This is a genomic window from Pseudidiomarina indica, assembly GCF_900104245.1.
GTDB classification, from domain to species: domain Bacteria; phylum Pseudomonadota; class Gammaproteobacteria; order Enterobacterales; family Alteromonadaceae; genus Pseudidiomarina; species Pseudidiomarina indica.
Genome location: NZ_FMXN01000009.1, coordinates 41888 through 58012, shown reverse-complemented (window position 1 = coordinate 58012; position 16125 = coordinate 41888). Strand labels below are relative to the sequence as shown.

16 protein-coding genes are annotated in these 16125 nt (G+C 50.2%); 13 read left to right on the top strand and 3 right to left on the bottom strand.

What is annotated here, in order from left to right; all coding sequences use genetic code 11:
- The first annotated feature begins 1 nt into the window (after position 1).
- From rpoZ to BLP64_RS08150, 3 genes are read left to right on the top strand one after another with little or no spacing between them, the layout of a single operon-like run.
- Positions 2-277 carry a DNA-directed RNA polymerase subunit omega gene (gene rpoZ, locus BLP64_RS08160; protein ID WP_092593555.1) on the top strand — a complete coding sequence of 92 codons (276 nt, stop codon included), beginning with the start codon at positions 2-4 and terminating at the stop codon, positions 275-277.
- 5 nt (positions 278-282) lie between these two features.
- Complete coding sequence (gene spoT, locus BLP64_RS08155; RefSeq protein ID WP_092593553.1) at positions 283-2397, top strand: bifunctional GTP diphosphokinase/guanosine-3',5'-bis pyrophosphate 3'-pyrophosphohydrolase; 2115 nt, start codon at positions 283-285, stop codon at positions 2395-2397.
- Positions 2398-2400: 3 nt separating this feature from the next.
- On the top strand, positions 2401-2793 hold the full coding sequence (locus tag BLP64_RS08150) for a Rid family detoxifying hydrolase (protein ID WP_092593551.1): 393 nt from the start codon (positions 2401-2403) through the stop codon (positions 2791-2793).
- Here the strand turns inward: BLP64_RS08150 and BLP64_RS08145 are convergent.
- Positions 2790-4124 (bottom strand): Na+/H+ antiporter NhaC family protein, encoded by a 1335-nt coding sequence (locus BLP64_RS08145; RefSeq protein ID WP_092593549.1) that lies wholly within the window; start codon positions 4122-4124, stop codon positions 2790-2792. The two genes, BLP64_RS08150 and BLP64_RS08145, sit on opposite strands and share 4 nt — an antisense overlap.
- A 161-nt stretch (positions 4125-4285) precedes the next feature.
- On the opposite strand from BLP64_RS08145, the gene BLP64_RS08140 reads away from it, so the two are divergent.
- Positions 4286-5209: a cation diffusion facilitator family transporter gene (locus BLP64_RS08140; RefSeq protein WP_092593547.1), complete on the top strand. Its 924-nt coding sequence runs from the start codon at positions 4286-4288 to the stop codon at positions 5207-5209.
- 39 nt (positions 5210-5248) lie between these two features.
- A complete protein-coding gene (locus tag BLP64_RS08135) occupies positions 5249-6895 on the top strand; it encodes a long-chain fatty acid--CoA ligase (protein WP_092593545.1) in 1647 nt (548 codons plus the stop codon).
- A 50-nt stretch (positions 6896-6945) separates the two neighbouring features.
- On the opposite strand, the gene BLP64_RS08130 is transcribed toward BLP64_RS08135, so the two are convergent.
- Positions 6946-8238, bottom strand: coding sequence for an amidohydrolase (locus BLP64_RS08130; protein ID WP_092593543.1), 1293 nt, complete (start codon positions 8236-8238; stop codon positions 6946-6948).
- Positions 8239-8279: 41 nt separating this feature from the next.
- Positions 8280-8924, bottom strand: a complete 645-nt coding sequence (locus tag BLP64_RS08125; RefSeq protein ID WP_092593541.1) for a TIGR01621 family pseudouridine synthase — start codon at positions 8922-8924, stop codon at positions 8280-8282.
- A 48-nt stretch (positions 8925-8972) separates the two neighbouring features.
- Between BLP64_RS08125 and trmH the strand changes: the two genes are divergently transcribed.
- From trmH to tatC, 8 genes are read left to right on the top strand one after another with little or no spacing between them, the layout of a single operon-like run.
- On the top strand, positions 8973-9659 hold the full coding sequence (trmH, locus tag BLP64_RS08120; RefSeq protein WP_092593539.1) for a tRNA (guanosine(18)-2'-O)-methyltransferase TrmH: 687 nt from the start codon (positions 8973-8975) through the stop codon (positions 9657-9659).
- The gene (recG, locus tag BLP64_RS08115; RefSeq protein ID WP_092593537.1) at positions 9656-11737 is read left to right on the top strand and encodes an ATP-dependent DNA helicase RecG; all 2082 of its coding nucleotides are present in this window, start codon (positions 9656-9658) and stop codon (positions 11735-11737) included. The genes trmH and recG overlap by 4 nt, the downstream gene beginning before the upstream one ends.
- A gap of 42 nt (positions 11738-11779) precedes the next feature.
- Positions 11780-12535, top strand: a complete 756-nt coding sequence (ubiE, locus tag BLP64_RS08110) for a bifunctional demethylmenaquinone methyltransferase/2-methoxy-6-polyprenyl-1,4-benzoquinol methylase UbiE (RefSeq protein ID WP_092593535.1) — start codon at positions 11780-11782, stop codon at positions 12533-12535.
- The gene (locus BLP64_RS08105; protein ID WP_092593533.1) at positions 12535-13161 is read left to right on the top strand and encodes a ubiquinone biosynthesis accessory factor UbiJ; all 627 of its coding nucleotides are present in this window, start codon (positions 12535-12537) and stop codon (positions 13159-13161) included. Before ubiE ends, BLP64_RS08105 begins: the two co-directional genes overlap by 1 nt.
- Complete coding sequence (gene ubiB / locus BLP64_RS08100) at positions 13158-14804, top strand: ubiquinone biosynthesis regulatory protein kinase UbiB (protein WP_199286055.1); 1647 nt, start codon at positions 13158-13160, stop codon at positions 14802-14804. Before BLP64_RS08105 ends, ubiB begins: the two co-directional genes overlap by 4 nt.
- 16 nt (positions 14805-14820) lie before the next feature.
- Positions 14821-15042: a Sec-independent protein translocase subunit TatA gene (tatA, locus tag BLP64_RS08095; protein WP_092593529.1), complete on the top strand. Its 222-nt coding sequence runs from the start codon at positions 14821-14823 to the stop codon at positions 15040-15042.
- Between the two features lie 2 nt (positions 15043-15044).
- Entirely contained in the window at positions 15045-15395 is a 351-nt protein-coding gene (gene tatB / locus BLP64_RS08090) for a Sec-independent protein translocase protein TatB (protein ID WP_092593527.1), read from the top strand.
- Complete coding sequence (gene tatC, locus BLP64_RS08085; RefSeq protein WP_092593525.1) at positions 15385-16122, top strand: twin-arginine translocase subunit TatC; 738 nt, start codon at positions 15385-15387, stop codon at positions 16120-16122. Before tatB ends, tatC begins: the two co-directional genes overlap by 11 nt.
- Positions 16123-16125: the final 3 nt, after the last annotated feature.

Here is a 16125-nt window from a genome sequence, read left to right as displayed (position 1 = left end):
CATGGCTCGCGTAACCGTAGAAGAAGCAGTAGAGCGGATTGGTAACCGCTTTGACTTAGTGCTGGTGGCAGCACGCCGGGCTCGTCAACTGGCAATGCAAGGGAAAGAATCCTTGGTGCCGTGGAAAAATAACGAGAAAGCAACGGTTGTTGCGTTGCGGGAAATTGAAGCTGGTCACATTGATGCAGCTCGCTTAGACGCGGAAGAGCGTCAAGAAATGGCCCAGAAAGATGCGGAAGAACTCGCCGCAGTTGATGCAATTCGTGGGCTCGAGTAAGACGGGTGTATTTGTTTGAAGGCCTTCGACAACAGCTAAGTGAATATTTACCATCGGAACAGGTGGAGCTTGCTGCTGCGGCTTATAAACTGGCCGCCGATGGCCACAAGCATCAAAAACGCCATAGCGGCGAACCCTATATTACCCACCCGGTTGCAGTCGCCAGTCTGTTGGCCGACATGCGACTTGATCATGAAACCATCATGGCGGCCTTGCTCCATGATGTCATTGAAGATACCCAATACACCCAAGAAGATTTGGCCGAGCTGTTTGGCTCCACGGTGGCAGATCTCGTTGAAGGTGTATCAAAGCTAGATAAGCTACAATTTAACTCGAAAGAAGAAATGCAAACCGAGAACTTTCGCAAGATGATTATGGCGATGGTTCAGGATATTCGAGTTATTTTGATTAAATTGGCGGACCGAACCCACAATATGCGCACCATCGGTCACTTGCGCCCTGATAAAAAACGACGTATTGCCCGCGAAACCCTCGAAATTTATGCCCCTCTTGCCCACCGACTGGGTATTCACGATATCAAAAATGAATTGGAGCTCTTAGGCTTCCATGCGTTGCATCCATGGCGTGCCAAATTGCTTGAATCGGAAGTGAAAAAAGCTCGGGGCAACCGCCGTGAACTGGTCGAGCGGGTGCAATCAGAAATTGAAAAACGGCTAAAAGATGTGGGCATTAAGGCGCGCGTGAGTGGCCGTGAAAAGCATCTTTATAGTATCTATCAGAAAATGAAGCAGAAAGAGCTGAAGTTCGAACAAGTGATGGATATTTATGCTTTTCGTGTGATTGTCGATGAACTCGACACCTGTTATCGCGTGCTCGGTGCCTTACATAACCTATATAAGCCCATTGAAACGCGCTTCAAAGATTACATTGCTATTCCAAAGTCGAATGGTTACCAGTCGTTGCATACCAGTTTGAAAGGACCTCATGGGATTCCTGTTGAGGTGCAAATCCGTACTGAAGAAATGAACCTGATGGCTGATCGTGGGGTCGCAGCCCATTGGTTGTATAAAACCGATGAAAGCACCGGAACCACGGCCCAAGTTCGTGCGCGGCGCTGGACGCAAAGTTTACTGGAACTGCAACAAAGCACCGGGAACACCGTTGAATTCATTGAAAACGTGAAGTCAGAGTTGTTCCCTGAAGAAATTTACGTGTTTACCCCTGAAGGACGCATTATTGAATTGCCCCAAGGGGCAACACCGGTGGATTTTGCCTATGCGGTGCATACCGATATTGGTAATACTTGCATTGGCGCACGCGTGAATCACCGCGTGTCGTCATTGTCCAAGCCGCTAGAAACAGGGCAAACGGTCGAAATCAAAACAGCACCGGGGTCACGGCCAAACATTGCTTGGCTGAACTTCGCAGTAACCGCCAAGGCGCGCGCGAAAATTCGTCAGTACTTGAAAGGGCAAGAATCACGTGAAGCTGAGCAATTAGGGGAGCGCCTCTTGCGAGCTGCCCTTGGGCCTGTGAACTATGATGATATCCCCAGTGCGGATTTTGAGCGCGTACTGAAAGAAGTAAAGTTAAAAGATATCCCCACCTTGCTGCGTGAAATTGGGCTCGGCAATATGATGTCCATTGCGATTGCCAAACGCTTGTTGGGTGAATTCTCACAACTCAACGATGAGCAATCTGCCGTACCCACGAAAGCTACGTTATCGATCCGCGGTGCTGAAGGGTTGTTGGTGAGTTTTGCGAAGTGTTGCCGACCCATTCCAGGCGACGATATTATTACTCACGTGAGCCCTGGGAAAGGACTGGTGGTGCATCGTAAGGAATGTAAGAACGTTCGTGGTCATGAAGAAGAGCCAGGGCGTTACTTCCCGGTACAGTGGGAACCAGCCGGTGAAGCTGAGTTTATTAGTGAAGTGCGCGTGGAAATTGAGAACCATCAAGGTGCATTGGCGAAGCTGACCGCTTCGATTGCAACCACGGGCTGCAGTATCCATGGGCTCAAAACTGAAGAAGTGGATGCGAATATTTATTACATCGATATCGCATTGTTGGTACGAGACAGAAAGCAACTCGCTGATGTAATTCGTCATATTCGGAAAATGCCGAACGTTCAGCGGGTATGGCGACTAAGGAAGTAAAACATGGCAAAAGTAATTATTAATACTGAACAAGCTCCTGCTGCGATTGGCACCTATTCCCAGGCAGTAAAAATTGGCACCACCGTGTACTTGTCAGGGCAAATTCCATTGGTTCCTGCAACCATGGAAATGGTCAGTGAAGATTTTCGTGCGCAGGCCGTGCAAGTATTCGATAACTTGAGTGCCGTGTGTGAAGCTGCCGGTGGGGCGCTGCAAGACATGGTAAAAGTACAAATTTACTTGATTGATCTCGGCAATTTCCCCATCGTGAATGAAGTGATGGCTGAATACTTCTCAGCACCTTATCCAGCGCGCGCCGCAATTGGCGTGAAAGCGTTACCAAAAGGCGCGCAGATTGAGATCGATGGTGTTATGGAGCTGCCCAGCACCAATTAATGGGCAGCTTGAGTGCTGGCGTGAGCGCTTTCTAGGGGCTTACGCCAGATAATCAGAGCGATGGCCACGGCCGCTAATATAAAGCAGTAGCTGGTATTCAGGCTGACTTCCAACGGTGATAAACCAAAGCTCGCCCCCATCAATAAAGCTTGGGCGCCATAAGGCAAAACGCCCTGCACCACACAAGCAAAAACGTCCAACAAGCTGGCACTTTGACGTGGTGCTAGATTCCCTTCTGTGGCAAGACGTTTTGATACCTCACCAGCCAAAATAATCGACACCGTATTATTGGCAACCGCCATGTTAGTGACACTGGTGAGCGCAGCGATTCCTGCTGCCGCTCGTTGCTGCGGATGAGAGAAGATGCGTTGAGTGAGGTTGCTGACGGTATTTGCTAAAAATTGCAAACCACCTTGCTGTCGAATTAAGGCTGAGAGCCCACCAATGAGCAATGACAACAAGAAGATTTCTTGCATGCTGGTAAAGCCCGCATAGATATCTTTGGATAGTGCCGTGAATTCGTAGCTTGCGAAGGCGAAGCCAAATAAGGCTGCTAAAATAATGCCAAACCCAAGCACCACAAACACGTTGAGACCTAGCAACGCCAACACAATAATGAAGAAGTACGGCAGGCTCAGCCAAAGGTTTGCAGCGGGTACCTCAATGGTAGTTGTGGAACTTGTTTCATAGGTGCACAGCCAGACCAGCGTGAGCAGCGCGGCTGGTAAGGCAATTTTGAAGTTGGCCTTAAATTTATCGCGCATTTCACACCCCTGGGTCCGCGTTGCCGCAATGGTGGTATCAGAGATAAATGAGAGGTTGTCCCCAAACATTGAACCTCCGACCAACACTCCAGCTAACACAGCAAGATCGATATTGGCTGCTTGTCCTAACCCGAGCGCAACGGGCGCTAAAGCCGCCAGCGTCCCCATGGACGTCCCCATAGCGGTTGACACCACAGCAGCGATAATAAAGAGCCCCGGTAGCAGGAATTGTGGCGGAATAACTTGTAACCCGAGCGCCACCATTGCATCCACACCGCCGGTTGCTGCCGCTACGGTAGAAAAAGCACCGGCCAGTAAATAAATCATGCACATGGTGATGATATTGCTATCGCCGACACCTCGCACAAAGGTTTCTATGCGCTCATTGAGGACTTGTTTGCTCATGAAAATTGCCAGCATGATGGCAGGCAAAATAGCGACTGGACTGGGTAGTTGATAAAAAGCGTAATCAACCCCGGCCAGTTGAAAGTAGATTCCAGTACCTAGAAACAGTGCGAGAAACAGGCCAAGTGGCAGGAGCGCCTTGGCACTTGCTGGTTGCGACATGGTATGCAGACCCTTCATTGAATTTTTGGACGTCTGGAAGTGTATATGTCTTTATTAGGGGGCGCAAGCATTGGATTTCATCTTTCACTAGGCAGCATGAAATTAGATGCACTATAGTAATCAAGGGAAGTCACCAAGGAACTCGTCTCTCGAGAAATTTTATGCAGCACAAACAGCTCGATCCTGAACTTGAACGTCAACTCTTATCTTTTTCCGTCTTAGCTTCACTCTTTTTTACCGTATTAGGCATTGCCGTTGGATTATTAACCCAATCAGCAGTGGTGCTATTTGATGGCCTCTATTCTGGCATCAGCTTATTGTTATCCTACTTATCGTTAATGGCATTGCGTAGCGTGAATTCTGACGATAACCCGTCATTTCCTTATGGCAAGAGCGCGATTGAGCCATTTTTGGTGGGGCTCAAATACCTCACCTTAATTGTGCTCTGTTTAGTGTCGGCATTTGGCGCGGGAATGGATCTATTCCATGGTGGTAGCGACGTCAATATTGGCATTGCATTGATCTATTCACTCTTCTCCACCATGGTAGGCATTGCTATTTATGTGTACTTCAAACGGGCTGCTAATAATTTGCAATCCGACTTGGTCAAGTCAGAAGAGCATGAATGGTTTTTAGATACCGTGCTTACCGCCGGGATCTTTATCGGTTTCCTGATCGCACTAGGGTTGTTGTGGCTCGGTTTCGAACAATGGGTTCCTTATATTGACCCCTTGATGGTGCTGATTGCTTCCACGGCATTTATTGCGATGCCAATGCGGGGATTGATTCAAAGTGCGAAAGAGCTCGTGGGGTTTCAACCGAAAGGGAAAATGGTCAAAAAGCTGCAGCAAATGGCCGAAGAAATTCGGGTTGAGAATCACTTTGAGGCCAAAGTGGTCCGAGTCCAGAAGGTGGGGCGAACAGTTTTTCTGGAAATCGATTTCGTGGTACGTGAAGATGATTATACGGTGACGCTTGTTCGCCAAGATGAAATTCGAGAACAGATTTTTGAAAAAATACGGCCACTAGGTTATCGGTGGTGGTTAACCGTAGCATTTACGAAAGATGAGAAATGGGCAGCCTAACAGCCCATCAATAATAATACAGAACGCAAGGATCAAGCCATGTCAGTCAAAATCTTAAAACCTGCTGAGGAAGCCTATCAGTTTCCCCTATTAATTAAGCAGCTGCTGTTATCGAGCGAACGCTATGCTGGGGATAATGAAATTGTTGGAGGCAATAACGGCCGGCGTTATCGGTATTCCGAGTTCATTGAACGCGTGCATCGGTTGGCGGATATGCTAACGAATGCCGGCGTTAAAGCCGGTGATGTGGTGGCGGTGTTGGATTGGGATACCCCTCGCTACTTAGAGTGCTTTTTCGCCATCCCCATGATTGGCGCCGTGTTACACACGGTGAACGTGCGCTTACCGCCAGAGCAAATTGTCTACACCATGAATCATGCAGAAGATAAATTGGTGCTTGCTCATGATGACTTTTTACCCTTACTGGCCAAGGTTCAAAGCGACTTAACAACGGTGACTGGTTATATTCAATTAAGTGACTCAGCCACCCCCCCGCCGGCCCCTTTAACCACCCTAGGCGATTACGAAACTTTGCTAGCACAGGCGCTCCCGGAGTTTGATTTTCCTGACTTTGATGAGCGAGCTGTGGCAACGGTCTTTTATACCACCGGTACCACCGGTAAGCCCAAAGGGGTGTACTTTACCCACCGCCAGTTGGTGCTCCATACTATGAGCCTGGCTGCCACCATGTCGATCAATAAAGACATGCAACTGATGCAGGCGTCCAGTGTTTACATGCCCATTACACCCATGTTCCACGTACACGCTTGGGGCGTGCCCTATGCCGCCACAATGTTGGGGGTGAAGCAGGTGTACCCCGGCCGGTACGAGCCAGCCACACTGTTAAAACTGTTGGTGACTGAGAAGGTAACGTTCTCTCATTGTGTTCCCACCATTTTACAGATGATCTTGAGTAGTGAGCAGGCCAAGGCGATTGATCTTTCGGGGTGGCAGGTATTAATTGGTGGCAGTGCTTTGACCGCAGGGTTAGCTCGAGCTGCTTTAGCGCGAGGCATTCAAATTTACACTGGTTATGGCATGTCAGAAACCTGTCCGATTCTCAGTACTACGTGGATGCCGCTTAATGCAGCCGATTTGAGTGAGGACGAACAAGTGGCTGTGCGCATCAAAACTGGCTGCCCGGTGCCCTTAGTGAATATGCGAATCATTGATGAACGGGGGCGCTTCTTACCCCACGATGGTGAGAGCATGGGCGAGGTTGTGGTACGAACTCCGTGGCTGACGCAAGGGTATCTGCATGACCCAGAGCAAAGTGATGTGTTATGGGAAAATGGCTGGATGCACACGGGTGATGTCGGCACCATCGATGCCTCTTATACCTTGCAAATTCGTGACCGTATTAAAGACGTCATTAAAACTGGCGGCGAATGGATCTCTTCCTTAGATATTGAAAACCTTATCAGTCAGCACCCTGCCGTTGAGCTTGCTGCGGTAGTGGGGTTGCCAGACAATGAGTGGGGAGAGCGACCGCATGCATTAGTGACGGTGCGAGCGGGCATGGCGGTTGACCACGCTGCCATCGTGAGTCATATGCAACGTTTTGTGGAACAAGGGCTGATCGAGAAATGGGCGATTCCCGATTCGGTGCAGGTGGTGGATGAAATTCCGCGTACCAGTGTGGGTAAAATCGATAAGAAAGTTATTCGCGAGCGGCTCGCAAAGTAGTGGAAATGTTTGGCGCCCACAGGAGTGTGACTGGCGCCAAGCGGTACTGATTACTGGGCGTTCAGGTAGTCGAAAACCCAATTGACATAAAGCTCTGTGCCGGTTTTAAAGGCGGCTTCATCCGCATAAAAATAAGGCGAATGGTTGCTCGGAGCTTTCAGGGGATCTTGCTCCGGCGGTGTAATCCCCAAAAATACAAATAGCCCTGGTACTTCGAGTGCATAGAACGAAAAGTCTTCAGAACCGGTGACTAAATCTCCGACTTTGACCTTATCGGCACCCGCCACCCGCTGCATGGTTGGTAACATTTTGCGGGTTAATTCAGGATTGTTGATGGTGACCGGATATCCTTCATGAATATGCACATGAGCTTCCGCACCAGTTGCCTTTGCGGTCATTTCTGCCGCATGGGTGAACTGTTTAAAAATCTGTGCGCGATTGTCCATATCGAAGTTACGAATGGTGCCTTCTAAATAAACCTGATCAGGGATAATGTTGTTGCGAACGCCGCCTTCGACAACCCCAAAACTGATCACGGCTGGCGCTTTCGAAATGTCGACTCGCCGCGCGACAATGCTTTGCGTATTAGTAATGATTTGTCCGGTCGCGACGATTGGGTCGACACCGGCCCACGGACGTGAGCCATGGGTTTGCTTTCCGTTGACGGTAATTTCAAAACGGTCGGATGAAGCCATCAGCGGACCTTCACGATAGCCGATATGGCCAGTGGTACCTGCAGACCAAACGTGAATTCCAAACACCGCTTCCGGTTGATACTGAGCGAATAAGCCTTCTTTCAGCATGAGTTCAGCGCCACCTTCTTCACCCGGAGGCGCGCCTTCTTCGGCTGGCTGGAAAATAAAGAGTACATTACCAGCGAGCTTATCCTGCATGGCTGCCAATTGTTCGGCTGCCCCCATCAGCATAGCAACGTGGATATCGTGACCACAGGCATGCATCACCCCAACTTCATTGCCGCGGTATTCAGAGACAACTTTGGAGGCAAAGGGGACATCGGTGAGTTCAGTGACGGGAAGGGCGTCCATATCAGCGCGTAAAGCAATGGTTGGACCGGGTTTGGCACCTTTTAGGAAGCCGACGACCCCGGTATGAGCAATGCCTGTTTGCACTTCCAGGCCGAGCTGTTGCAAGTGCTCTGCGACTAGTTTAGCGGTTCGAAACTCGCGGTTACTTAGTTCTGGATGCTGGTGAATGTCACGTCGCCACTCAATGACTTTCTGTTCCAGCTCAGCACTGATAGCGACAGGTGGTTCGGCATGCGCAGCAACACTTAACAAGCTGGCTGCCACTAATCCGGTTAAACGAGTTGAAAAGTGGGTCATAGCACGTCCCTTTTGTTGTCAATGGTCGTTAGAGTATGCCGCTATTTTGTGGGAATTGCTATGTGCTCGGGTAATTCCTGAAATAGTTCGTAGTCGGGCCAAGGCACGCTGATCTCGAACTGTTGTTGTTGATACATAAACTTTAATTGCCAAGCATGCAGGTGCAAGTACGCGAAGTCGTCCTTGCCGTAGCGGGCGTCACCACAAATCGGCGTTCCGAGACTTTTCAGGGCAACCCGAAGTTGATGAGTGCGCCCGGTGACGGGCTGGAGCACATAATAGCGGTAGCCCGGTTTTAAGGAATGGCTGGTAAAATGAGTGACTGCTGGGTTTTCTTGCTGGCGCAGTAAACGCCAATTTCCTTGTCGGACTTTTTGCATATCCCCCCGAATGGTGCCTTGTTTTTTCTTCGGCTTACCCGCCGCAATGGCAAGGTAGTATTTGGTGATTTGTTGCTCTGCAAACAATTGGCTTAAGGTGGCAGCAGCAGCGGCATTACGCGCCACAATAAGAGCACCTGAGGTAGGGGTATCCAAACGGTGGACAGGCCATAGCGGTTCATTTAGTTCAGCACTGAATTGGTGAACAATACTGATTTCTGTGTCATTGGCATGCATCGGCGCTTCGGCGGGCTTGTTGATAACATAGAAATCAGGGTGTTGAAACGCTAGGGTTAACTTACGCATGCCGTTATACTTGCCTTATACAATCATTGGAGTCTGTTGGAATACATCATGTCGCCAGAGCGTTTTAGTCGAATTTCTCAGCTATTGGATCAACGACAGCACGATCTTACGTTATGTTTGGAAAGTGTCCATAAAAATCACAATTTGAACGCCTTAGTGCGCACTGCGGATGCGGTAGGAATCCATGAAGTGCATGCGGTTTGGTACGATCAGCAATTTCGCATGAGTCGGGGCGCTGCCGTGGGCACTGAAAAATGGGTGAACGTGATTCACCACGACGGGTTAGCGCCTGCGCTGGAGCATTTTCGGGCGCAAGGGCAGCAAATTGTGGTCACCCACCTATCGCCTCAAGCGGTGGATTTTAGAAGCATTGATTACACCAAACCTACGGCTATTGTGGTGGGGCAGGAGCGCCGCGGCGTCACACCAGAAATGATTGCGGCAGCAGAGCATCATATTATGGTGCCCATGGTCGGCATGGCGGAGTCCTTGAACGTTTCGGTGGCGGCGGCGGTGATTCTGTATGAAGCCCAGCGCCAGCGAGCGGCGGCCGGTTGCTATCAGCGACCGTCATTGCCGGAAAGTGAACGGCAGCGAGTTCTATTTGAAGGGGGGCATCCTATTTTCGCGCGACTGTGTCGCTTGAATCAGATCCCCTATCCACCGCTCAATGAGCAGGGCGAAATTTGTGCGGACGCGAGTTGGTGGGAGCAAATTCGGAGAGCAAAACGATGACGTCGAATCCCTTGCATCGAATTCCAGTGACTGTGCTAAAAGGAGTCGGTGAGAAACTTGCCGCACGACTTGAGAAACTGGGGTTGGTCTCGGTGCAAGATGTGTTATTGCATTTACCGCTACGCTATGAAGACCGGTCACGGGTGACCCCCATCGCCAGACTGACACCAGGCACGAGTACCACGGTGTTGGCTGAAGTCATCAATACTGATATTAGCTACGGGCGACGACGACTTCTCAAAGTTCGTGTGCGCGATGATACCGGGGTGCTGACCTTAGTTTTCTTTCAGTTCGCCGCCGCGCAACTGAAGCAGTTGGTGAGTGGCACACGGTTACAAGTGTTTGGCGAAGTGCGGCCTGGGTTACAAGGCCCGGATATGATTCATCCGGAATATAAAATTCTCAAAGCGAATGATACGGTGGTGTTGGATGATCGGCTGACCCCCGTTTATCCAGCCACCGAAGGCGTGCATCAGGCGACCTTACGCAAGCTAAGTGAGCAAGCACTTACCTACTTGAATGGAGAAGTGTTGGCAGAGCTGCTTCCACCAGCGCTACAACCCGGAGGCATGAGCCTTGAGACCGCTATCCGAACCTTGCACCATCCTCCGGTCGATACCAATCAAGCGCAACTATTAGAGGGCACGCACCCTGCACAAATCCGCTTGGCGACGGAAGAGTTGCTGGCACATCAATTGAGTTTGCTGAAGCTGCGTGCATTAAAACAAGCCCATCAAGCTTACCCCTTGCAGGTGAACCCGCGGCTGCAACAAGCATTTTTAGCGCAGTTACCATTTGCACCAACCGCGGCACAACAACGGGTCACGGCAGAAATTCAGCACGATCTGGCGTTGGCTTATCCGATGATGCGATTGGTCCAAGGGGACGTCGGTTCCGGTAAAACCTTGGTTGCGGCCTTGGCGGCGTTAACCGCTGTTGGTCAAGGGTTCCAAGTGGCCATTATGGCACCGACGGAAATCTTAGCAGAACAGCATGCCCTGACATTCAGTCAGTGGTTTGAGCCCTTGGGGGTTGCGGTGGGGTTGCTCACTGGTAAGCAACGCAGTAAAGAACGCCAAGAGGTGCTGAGTCAATTGGCAACAGGCCAGTTAGCCGTTGTGGTGGGAACCCATGCCTTGTTTCAAGCTGAAGTTGAGTATCACCAGTTAGCATTGGTGATTATTGACGAGCAGCATCGTTTTGGTGTGCATCAGCGTTTGGAGCTACGCCAAAAAGGGGTGCAGCAGGGCTATCAACCGCATCAATTGATCATGACCGCCACGCCGATTCCGCGCACCTTGGCGATGACAGCTTATGCTGATTTAGCCACCTCGGTGATTGACGAGCTACCGCCAGGACGAACCCCAATTACCACCGTTGCCATCCCCGATACCCGTCGGGCAGAGGTAATTGAGAGGGTACGTCACGTATGCCGTGAGCAAGGCTCACAGGCCTATTGGGTGTGTACGCTCATTGAGGAATCAGAAGTGCTGCAGTGCCAAGCGGCAGAAGATACCGCGCAGCAGTTGCAGCAAACCTTGCCTGACTTACGGGTGGGGTTGGTTCATGGGCGCCTCAAAAGCGCTGAAAAAGAAGCCGTGATGCAGGCGTTTAAAGCCCATGAATTGGATTTGTTGGTGGCGACCACAGTGATTGAAGTCGGTGTGGACGTGCCCAATGCCAGTTTAATGATTATTGAGAACCCAGAGCGGCTGGGGCTTGCGCAACTCCATCAATTGCGTGGTCGGGTTGGACGGGGCGCAACGGCCAGCCATTGTGTGTTGTTGTATCACGCGCCGTTATCGAAAACGGCCACTCAACGCTTGGCGGTGCTGCGGGAAAGCAATGATGGCTTTGTTATCGCCCAGCGCGATTTAGAACTACGCGGGCCCGGTGAATTGCTCGGCCAGCGGCAAACGGGAGTGGCAGAAATGAAGGTGGCTGATTTAACCAAACACGGCCATTTAGTTGAAACCGTGCATCACTTAGCGCTGCATGTGTGGGAGCAATATCCGCAAACTGCCGAGGCACTCATTCAACGCTGGTTACCTCGACGTGATCACTACGCCCAAGCGTGATTTCGTAGTACACTAACGGCAGATGCATCAGAAGGTTTAATCATGAACGATTCCAAGCAAGACACAATAGACTTCGGCTACAAACAAGTTGCCAAATCTGAAAAACAACACTTAGTTGCCAATGTATTTCATTCCGTGGCGCAGAAATATGACTTGATGAACGACTTAATGTCGTTTGGTATCCATCGCTTATGGAAGCGTTACACCATCGATTGCAGTGGTGTGCGCAGCGGCATGCGGGTGCTGGATATTGCCGGTGGAACCGGTGATTTAACCGCAGCGTTTGCCCGCCGAGTTGGACCTCAGGGTGAAGTGGTATTAGCGGATATCAATAATGCGATGCTCGAAGTTGGGCGTGATAAATTGCGCAACCGTGGCATTGTCGGCAACGTGAACTATGTGCAAGCCAATGCGGAAGAATTGCCCTTCGCTGATGATAGTTTCGATATTATCACCATCGCATTTGGGCTCCGTAACGTGACGGATAAGCAACGAGCGCTGGAATCCATGTTTCGTGTGCTGAAGCCCGGCGGCCGCTTACTCGTGTTGGAATTCTCGAAGCCTGTGCCACCTTTACTGAATCAAGCTTACGATTTTTATTCGTTTAATGTGCTGCCGAAAATGGGGCGGTTGGTGGCGGGTGATGCGGATAGTTATCAATATTTGGCGGAATCAATTCGCATGCATCCAGACCAAGAAACCTTAAAGGGCATGATGGAGCAAGCGGGTTACGATCGCGTAACTTATGATAATTTAACCGGTGGCATTGTCGCTCTTCACCGAGGGTTTAAGTTCTAATGGTCTGGCGGGTGCTCCCTACGGTGGTGGTTGAGGCATTAGCGAACCACCTGCTGCGCTTGGATGACGGTTCTGTTGCACGCATGCAACAGTTAGCGGATACCCGTGTGCGGGTCACCCTGCATGAGCTTGGTCAGCCGTTAACCATGACAGTGACAGCGCAGGAGATGTTGTTGAGCTGGGTGGATACCGATCCGGTCGATTGCCATGTTATAACACGAATGGCGGTGCTGCCTGAATTGCGTGATACAGCGAATATTACTCGGTTGATTAAAGCGGGCGCCCTAGATATTGACGGGGATCCTTTAATTGCGCAACGGGTCAGTCGGCTGTTTACCGAGTTAGATATTGATTGGGAAGAGCACCTATCCCAACAGCTGGGTGATGTCCCTGCTTATTTTCTAAGCCAAGCTTTCCAGCGCAGTCGAGCATGGCTGCAACAAGCATTGCATGATCAACAAGCGTGGATGCGTGATGTACTCATCGAAGAAAAACAAGTGTTGGTTAGTCGTACCGAGTTTGAGTTGTTTCAACAGCAGGTGCAGCAGTTGCGGGCGCAGTTCGAGCGCTTAGAGCGCGATGCCAAAACCATACTGCCACCAGGTCGGAAAGGAAATTTATCGTGAGTCAGCGTATTCGCCGGGTGTATCAGATAACCCGAACCTTCTTGAGTTATGGCTTAGACGAAATTGTTCCTACCCGTTGGCTCCCATGGAGCCTACGGATCGCCCGCTATGGGCTGTTTTGGATGCCGAATCGCCACAAAGATAAATCCCCCGGTGAACGGTTACGCTTAGCGTTAGAGTCGCTCGGCCCGGTGTGGATTAAGCTGGGCCAAATGCTGTCCACACGACGTGACTTGTTGCCGCCAGACATTGCCAATGAATTGGCCAAGCTACAAGACCAAGTAAAAGCCTTCCCCGGCGAGCAAGCTCAGCAGCTCATTGAGGAAGCACTTGGCATTGATAACGTCGCGGAAATTTTTGATGATTTTTCTGTCCGCCCACTGGCCTCCGCATCCATTGCTCAAGTACACACGGCCAAATTGAAACACGGGGCAGATGCCGGTACCGACGTCGTAATTAAAGTCATTCGACCCGATATCCGAGCGGTCATTGATGCGGACTTGTCCTTGATGGAAACCTTAGCCCGCGTGCTTGCTCGGCACTTACCGGATGGTCGCCGGTTGAAGCCGGAAGAGGTCGTCAAAGAGTATCGTAAAACGCTGTTAGACGAATTGGACTTACTGCGCGAAGCGGGAAATGCGATTCAATTACGCCGTAATTTTGAGCAATCCCCGTTGCTGTATATCCCAAAAGTCTACAGTGATTATGGCCGCCATAACGTCATGGTGATGGAACGCATTGACGGTATTCCAGTGAGTGATGTGGACACCTTAAATGCTCTGGGTGTTGATATGAAGCTATTGGCAGAGCGGGGCGTGGAAGTGTTTTTCACTCAAGTGTTCCGAGATAGCTTTTTTCACGCCGACATGCACCCAGGAAATATTTTTGTTTCCCGCGAAAATCCACACGATCCAAGCTACTTAGGCATTGATTTTGGGATTGTGGGCACCCTAAATCGGGATGATAAGCGTTATTTGGTAGAAAACTTTCTCGCATTTTTTAATCGAGACTACCGTAAGGTGGCAGAGCTTCACGTCGATTCGGGCTGGGTGCCTGCACACATTAACGTGGAAGATTTTGAATCTGCTATTCGCACTGTCTGTGAGCCTATCTTTAATAAGCCGCTGGCTGAAATTTCTTTTGGTCACGTGTTGGTGCACTTATTTAACACGGCCCGTCGTTTTGAGATGGAAGTGCAGCCGCAACTGGTGTTATTGCAAAAAACGCTCTTGTACGTTGAAGGCTTGGGGCGCACGTTATACCCACAGCTAGATTTGTGGAAAACTGCGAAACCCTTTTTAGAGCGCTGGATGCAAGAACAGTTAGGCTGGCGTGCAGTGGTGCGTTCGGTGAAGGAAAATGCGCCCTTTTGGGGGGAAAAGCTCCCAGAAATGCCGAATCTACTCTATGATGCGCTACGCAATCACCGGGGGCGCATGGAACAACAACAGCAGTTACTGACAGAGATTCGTAATAACCAGCGTCAACAGCTGCGAACCATGGGGTTGGCGATACTCAGCGGAGCTATGTTACTGAGTACGACTATTTTATATGTGATGCATCAACCGGTGTGGCTGGTTGCATCAGCAGCGGCAGCCACCGTGCTTTGCGGAATAGGCATGTGGTGTCGAACCAAGGCTTAATGAAAGAGGAAATAACATGGGTGGCATTAGCATTTGGCAATTACTGATTATTTTAGTCATTGTGGTGGTGTTGTTCGGAACCAAGCGTTTACGAAATATGGGCTCAGATTTAGGTTCTGCGGTGAAGGGCTTTAAAAAAGCCGTGGCTGAGGACGCTGAAGCAGATGACAAAAATAAAGAGCAGCAAGCCATTACGCAAAATAAAGAATCGACTGACTCTAAAAAAGATAGTGATTAATTATGTTTGGTATTGGCTTTTGGGAACTCGTTGTTTGTGCGCTCATCGCATTACTGGTGCTGGGACCAGAACGCCTGCCGGGTGCGCTACGTGCACTGCAGCGTGGGGTGAGTTCGGTGCGTCGTTTCACTAGCCAAATCCAAAGTGAATTAAGCCATGAATTGCGGGTTAAAGAGCTGCATGAGCATTTGCGACAAGCAGAAGAATTAGGGATGGATAACTTGCCACCCGAACTGCAACGCTCGCTTGCCGAATTGAGAGGGGCCGCACAGCAGGTGCAACGCCCCTATGCAAAGCCAGCAGCATCCGCTGGTACCGATAAAAAGGGTGAAACTGATCCCCATGAATCATGAATCACCGTTATTAGACCACCTGTTAGAATTACGTCGTCGAATCTTGCGTAGTGTGGTTGCCGTCATCTTGGTATTTATTGTGGCGGCCATTTTTGCCGATGAGTTGTATGCGTGGTTAGCACAACCGCTGCTGATCAACTTGCCGGAAGGCACGAGCATGATTGCCACCGATGTGGCCACGCCCTTTTTTACCCCCTTCAAGCTTGCCTTCGTGGTGGCGATTGCCGTCGCAGTGCCTTATTTGTTATGGCAACTCTGGGGCTTTATTGCTCCAGGGCTCTATCAAAAAGAGCGGCGGTTAGTGTGGCCATTAATACTCAGCAGTACGCTGCTGTTTTATATTGGTGCCGCCTTTGCCTATTTTGTGGTGATCCCAATTGCGCTGAGTTTCTTTGTGAAAGCAGCTCCTGCTGGGGTGGTGGTGGCCACTGATATTGCGGCTTACTTGGATTTTGTACTCACCATTTTTGTGGCATTTGGAATCGCGTTTGAAACCCCCGTCGCCATTATTCTGTTGGTCTGGACCGGAGCTACCTCGGTGACGGCCTTGCGCCAAAAGCGGCCTTATATTATTGTCGGAGCCTTTGTGGTGGGCATGCTCTTAACTCCCCCCGATGTGATTTCACAAACGTTATTGGCCATTCCAATGTGCCTTTTATTTGAACTTGGCCTGTGGATTGCAGGTCTATACTCACCAGAAGCAAAAACAGAACAACCCCAGGAATGACAT

Bases quoted from the DNA above. Each gene is read 5' to 3' on its own strand.
- rpoZ (WP_092593555.1), top strand. From the start codon at position 2: ATGGCTCGCGTAACCGTAGAAGAAGCAGTAGAGCGGATTGGTAACCGC.
- BLP64_RS08150 (WP_092593551.1), top strand. From the start codon at position 2,401: ATGGCAAAAGTAATTATTAATACTGAACAAGCTCCTGCTGCGATTGGC.
- BLP64_RS08145 (WP_092593549.1), bottom strand. From the start codon at position 4,124: ATGTCGCAACCAGCAAGTGCCAAGGCGCTCCTGCCACTTGGCCTGTTT.
- BLP64_RS08140 (WP_092593547.1), top strand. From the start codon at position 4,286: ATGCAGCACAAACAGCTCGATCCTGAACTTGAACGTCAACTCTTATCT.
- BLP64_RS08135 (WP_092593545.1), top strand. From the start codon at position 5,249: ATGTCAGTCAAAATCTTAAAACCTGCTGAGGAAGCCTATCAGTTTCCC.
- BLP64_RS08130 (WP_092593543.1), bottom strand. From the start codon at position 8,238: ATGACCCACTTTTCAACTCGTTTAACCGGATTAGTGGCAGCCAGCTTG.
- BLP64_RS08125 (WP_092593541.1), bottom strand. From the start codon at position 8,924: ATGCGTAAGTTAACCCTAGCGTTTCAACACCCTGATTTCTATGTTATC.
- trmH (WP_092593539.1), top strand. From the start codon at position 8,973: ATGTCGCCAGAGCGTTTTAGTCGAATTTCTCAGCTATTGGATCAACGA.
- recG (WP_092593537.1), top strand. From the start codon at position 9,656: ATGACGTCGAATCCCTTGCATCGAATTCCAGTGACTGTGCTAAAAGGA.
- ubiE (WP_092593535.1), top strand. From the start codon at position 11,780: ATGAACGATTCCAAGCAAGACACAATAGACTTCGGCTACAAACAAGTT.
- BLP64_RS08105 (WP_092593533.1), top strand. From the start codon at position 12,535: ATGGTCTGGCGGGTGCTCCCTACGGTGGTGGTTGAGGCATTAGCGAAC.
- tatA (WP_092593529.1), top strand. From the start codon at position 14,821: ATGGGTGGCATTAGCATTTGGCAATTACTGATTATTTTAGTCATTGTG.
- tatB (WP_092593527.1), top strand. From the start codon at position 15,045: ATGTTTGGTATTGGCTTTTGGGAACTCGTTGTTTGTGCGCTCATCGCA.
- tatC (WP_092593525.1), top strand. From the start codon at position 15,385: ATGAATCATGAATCACCGTTATTAGACCACCTGTTAGAATTACGTCGT.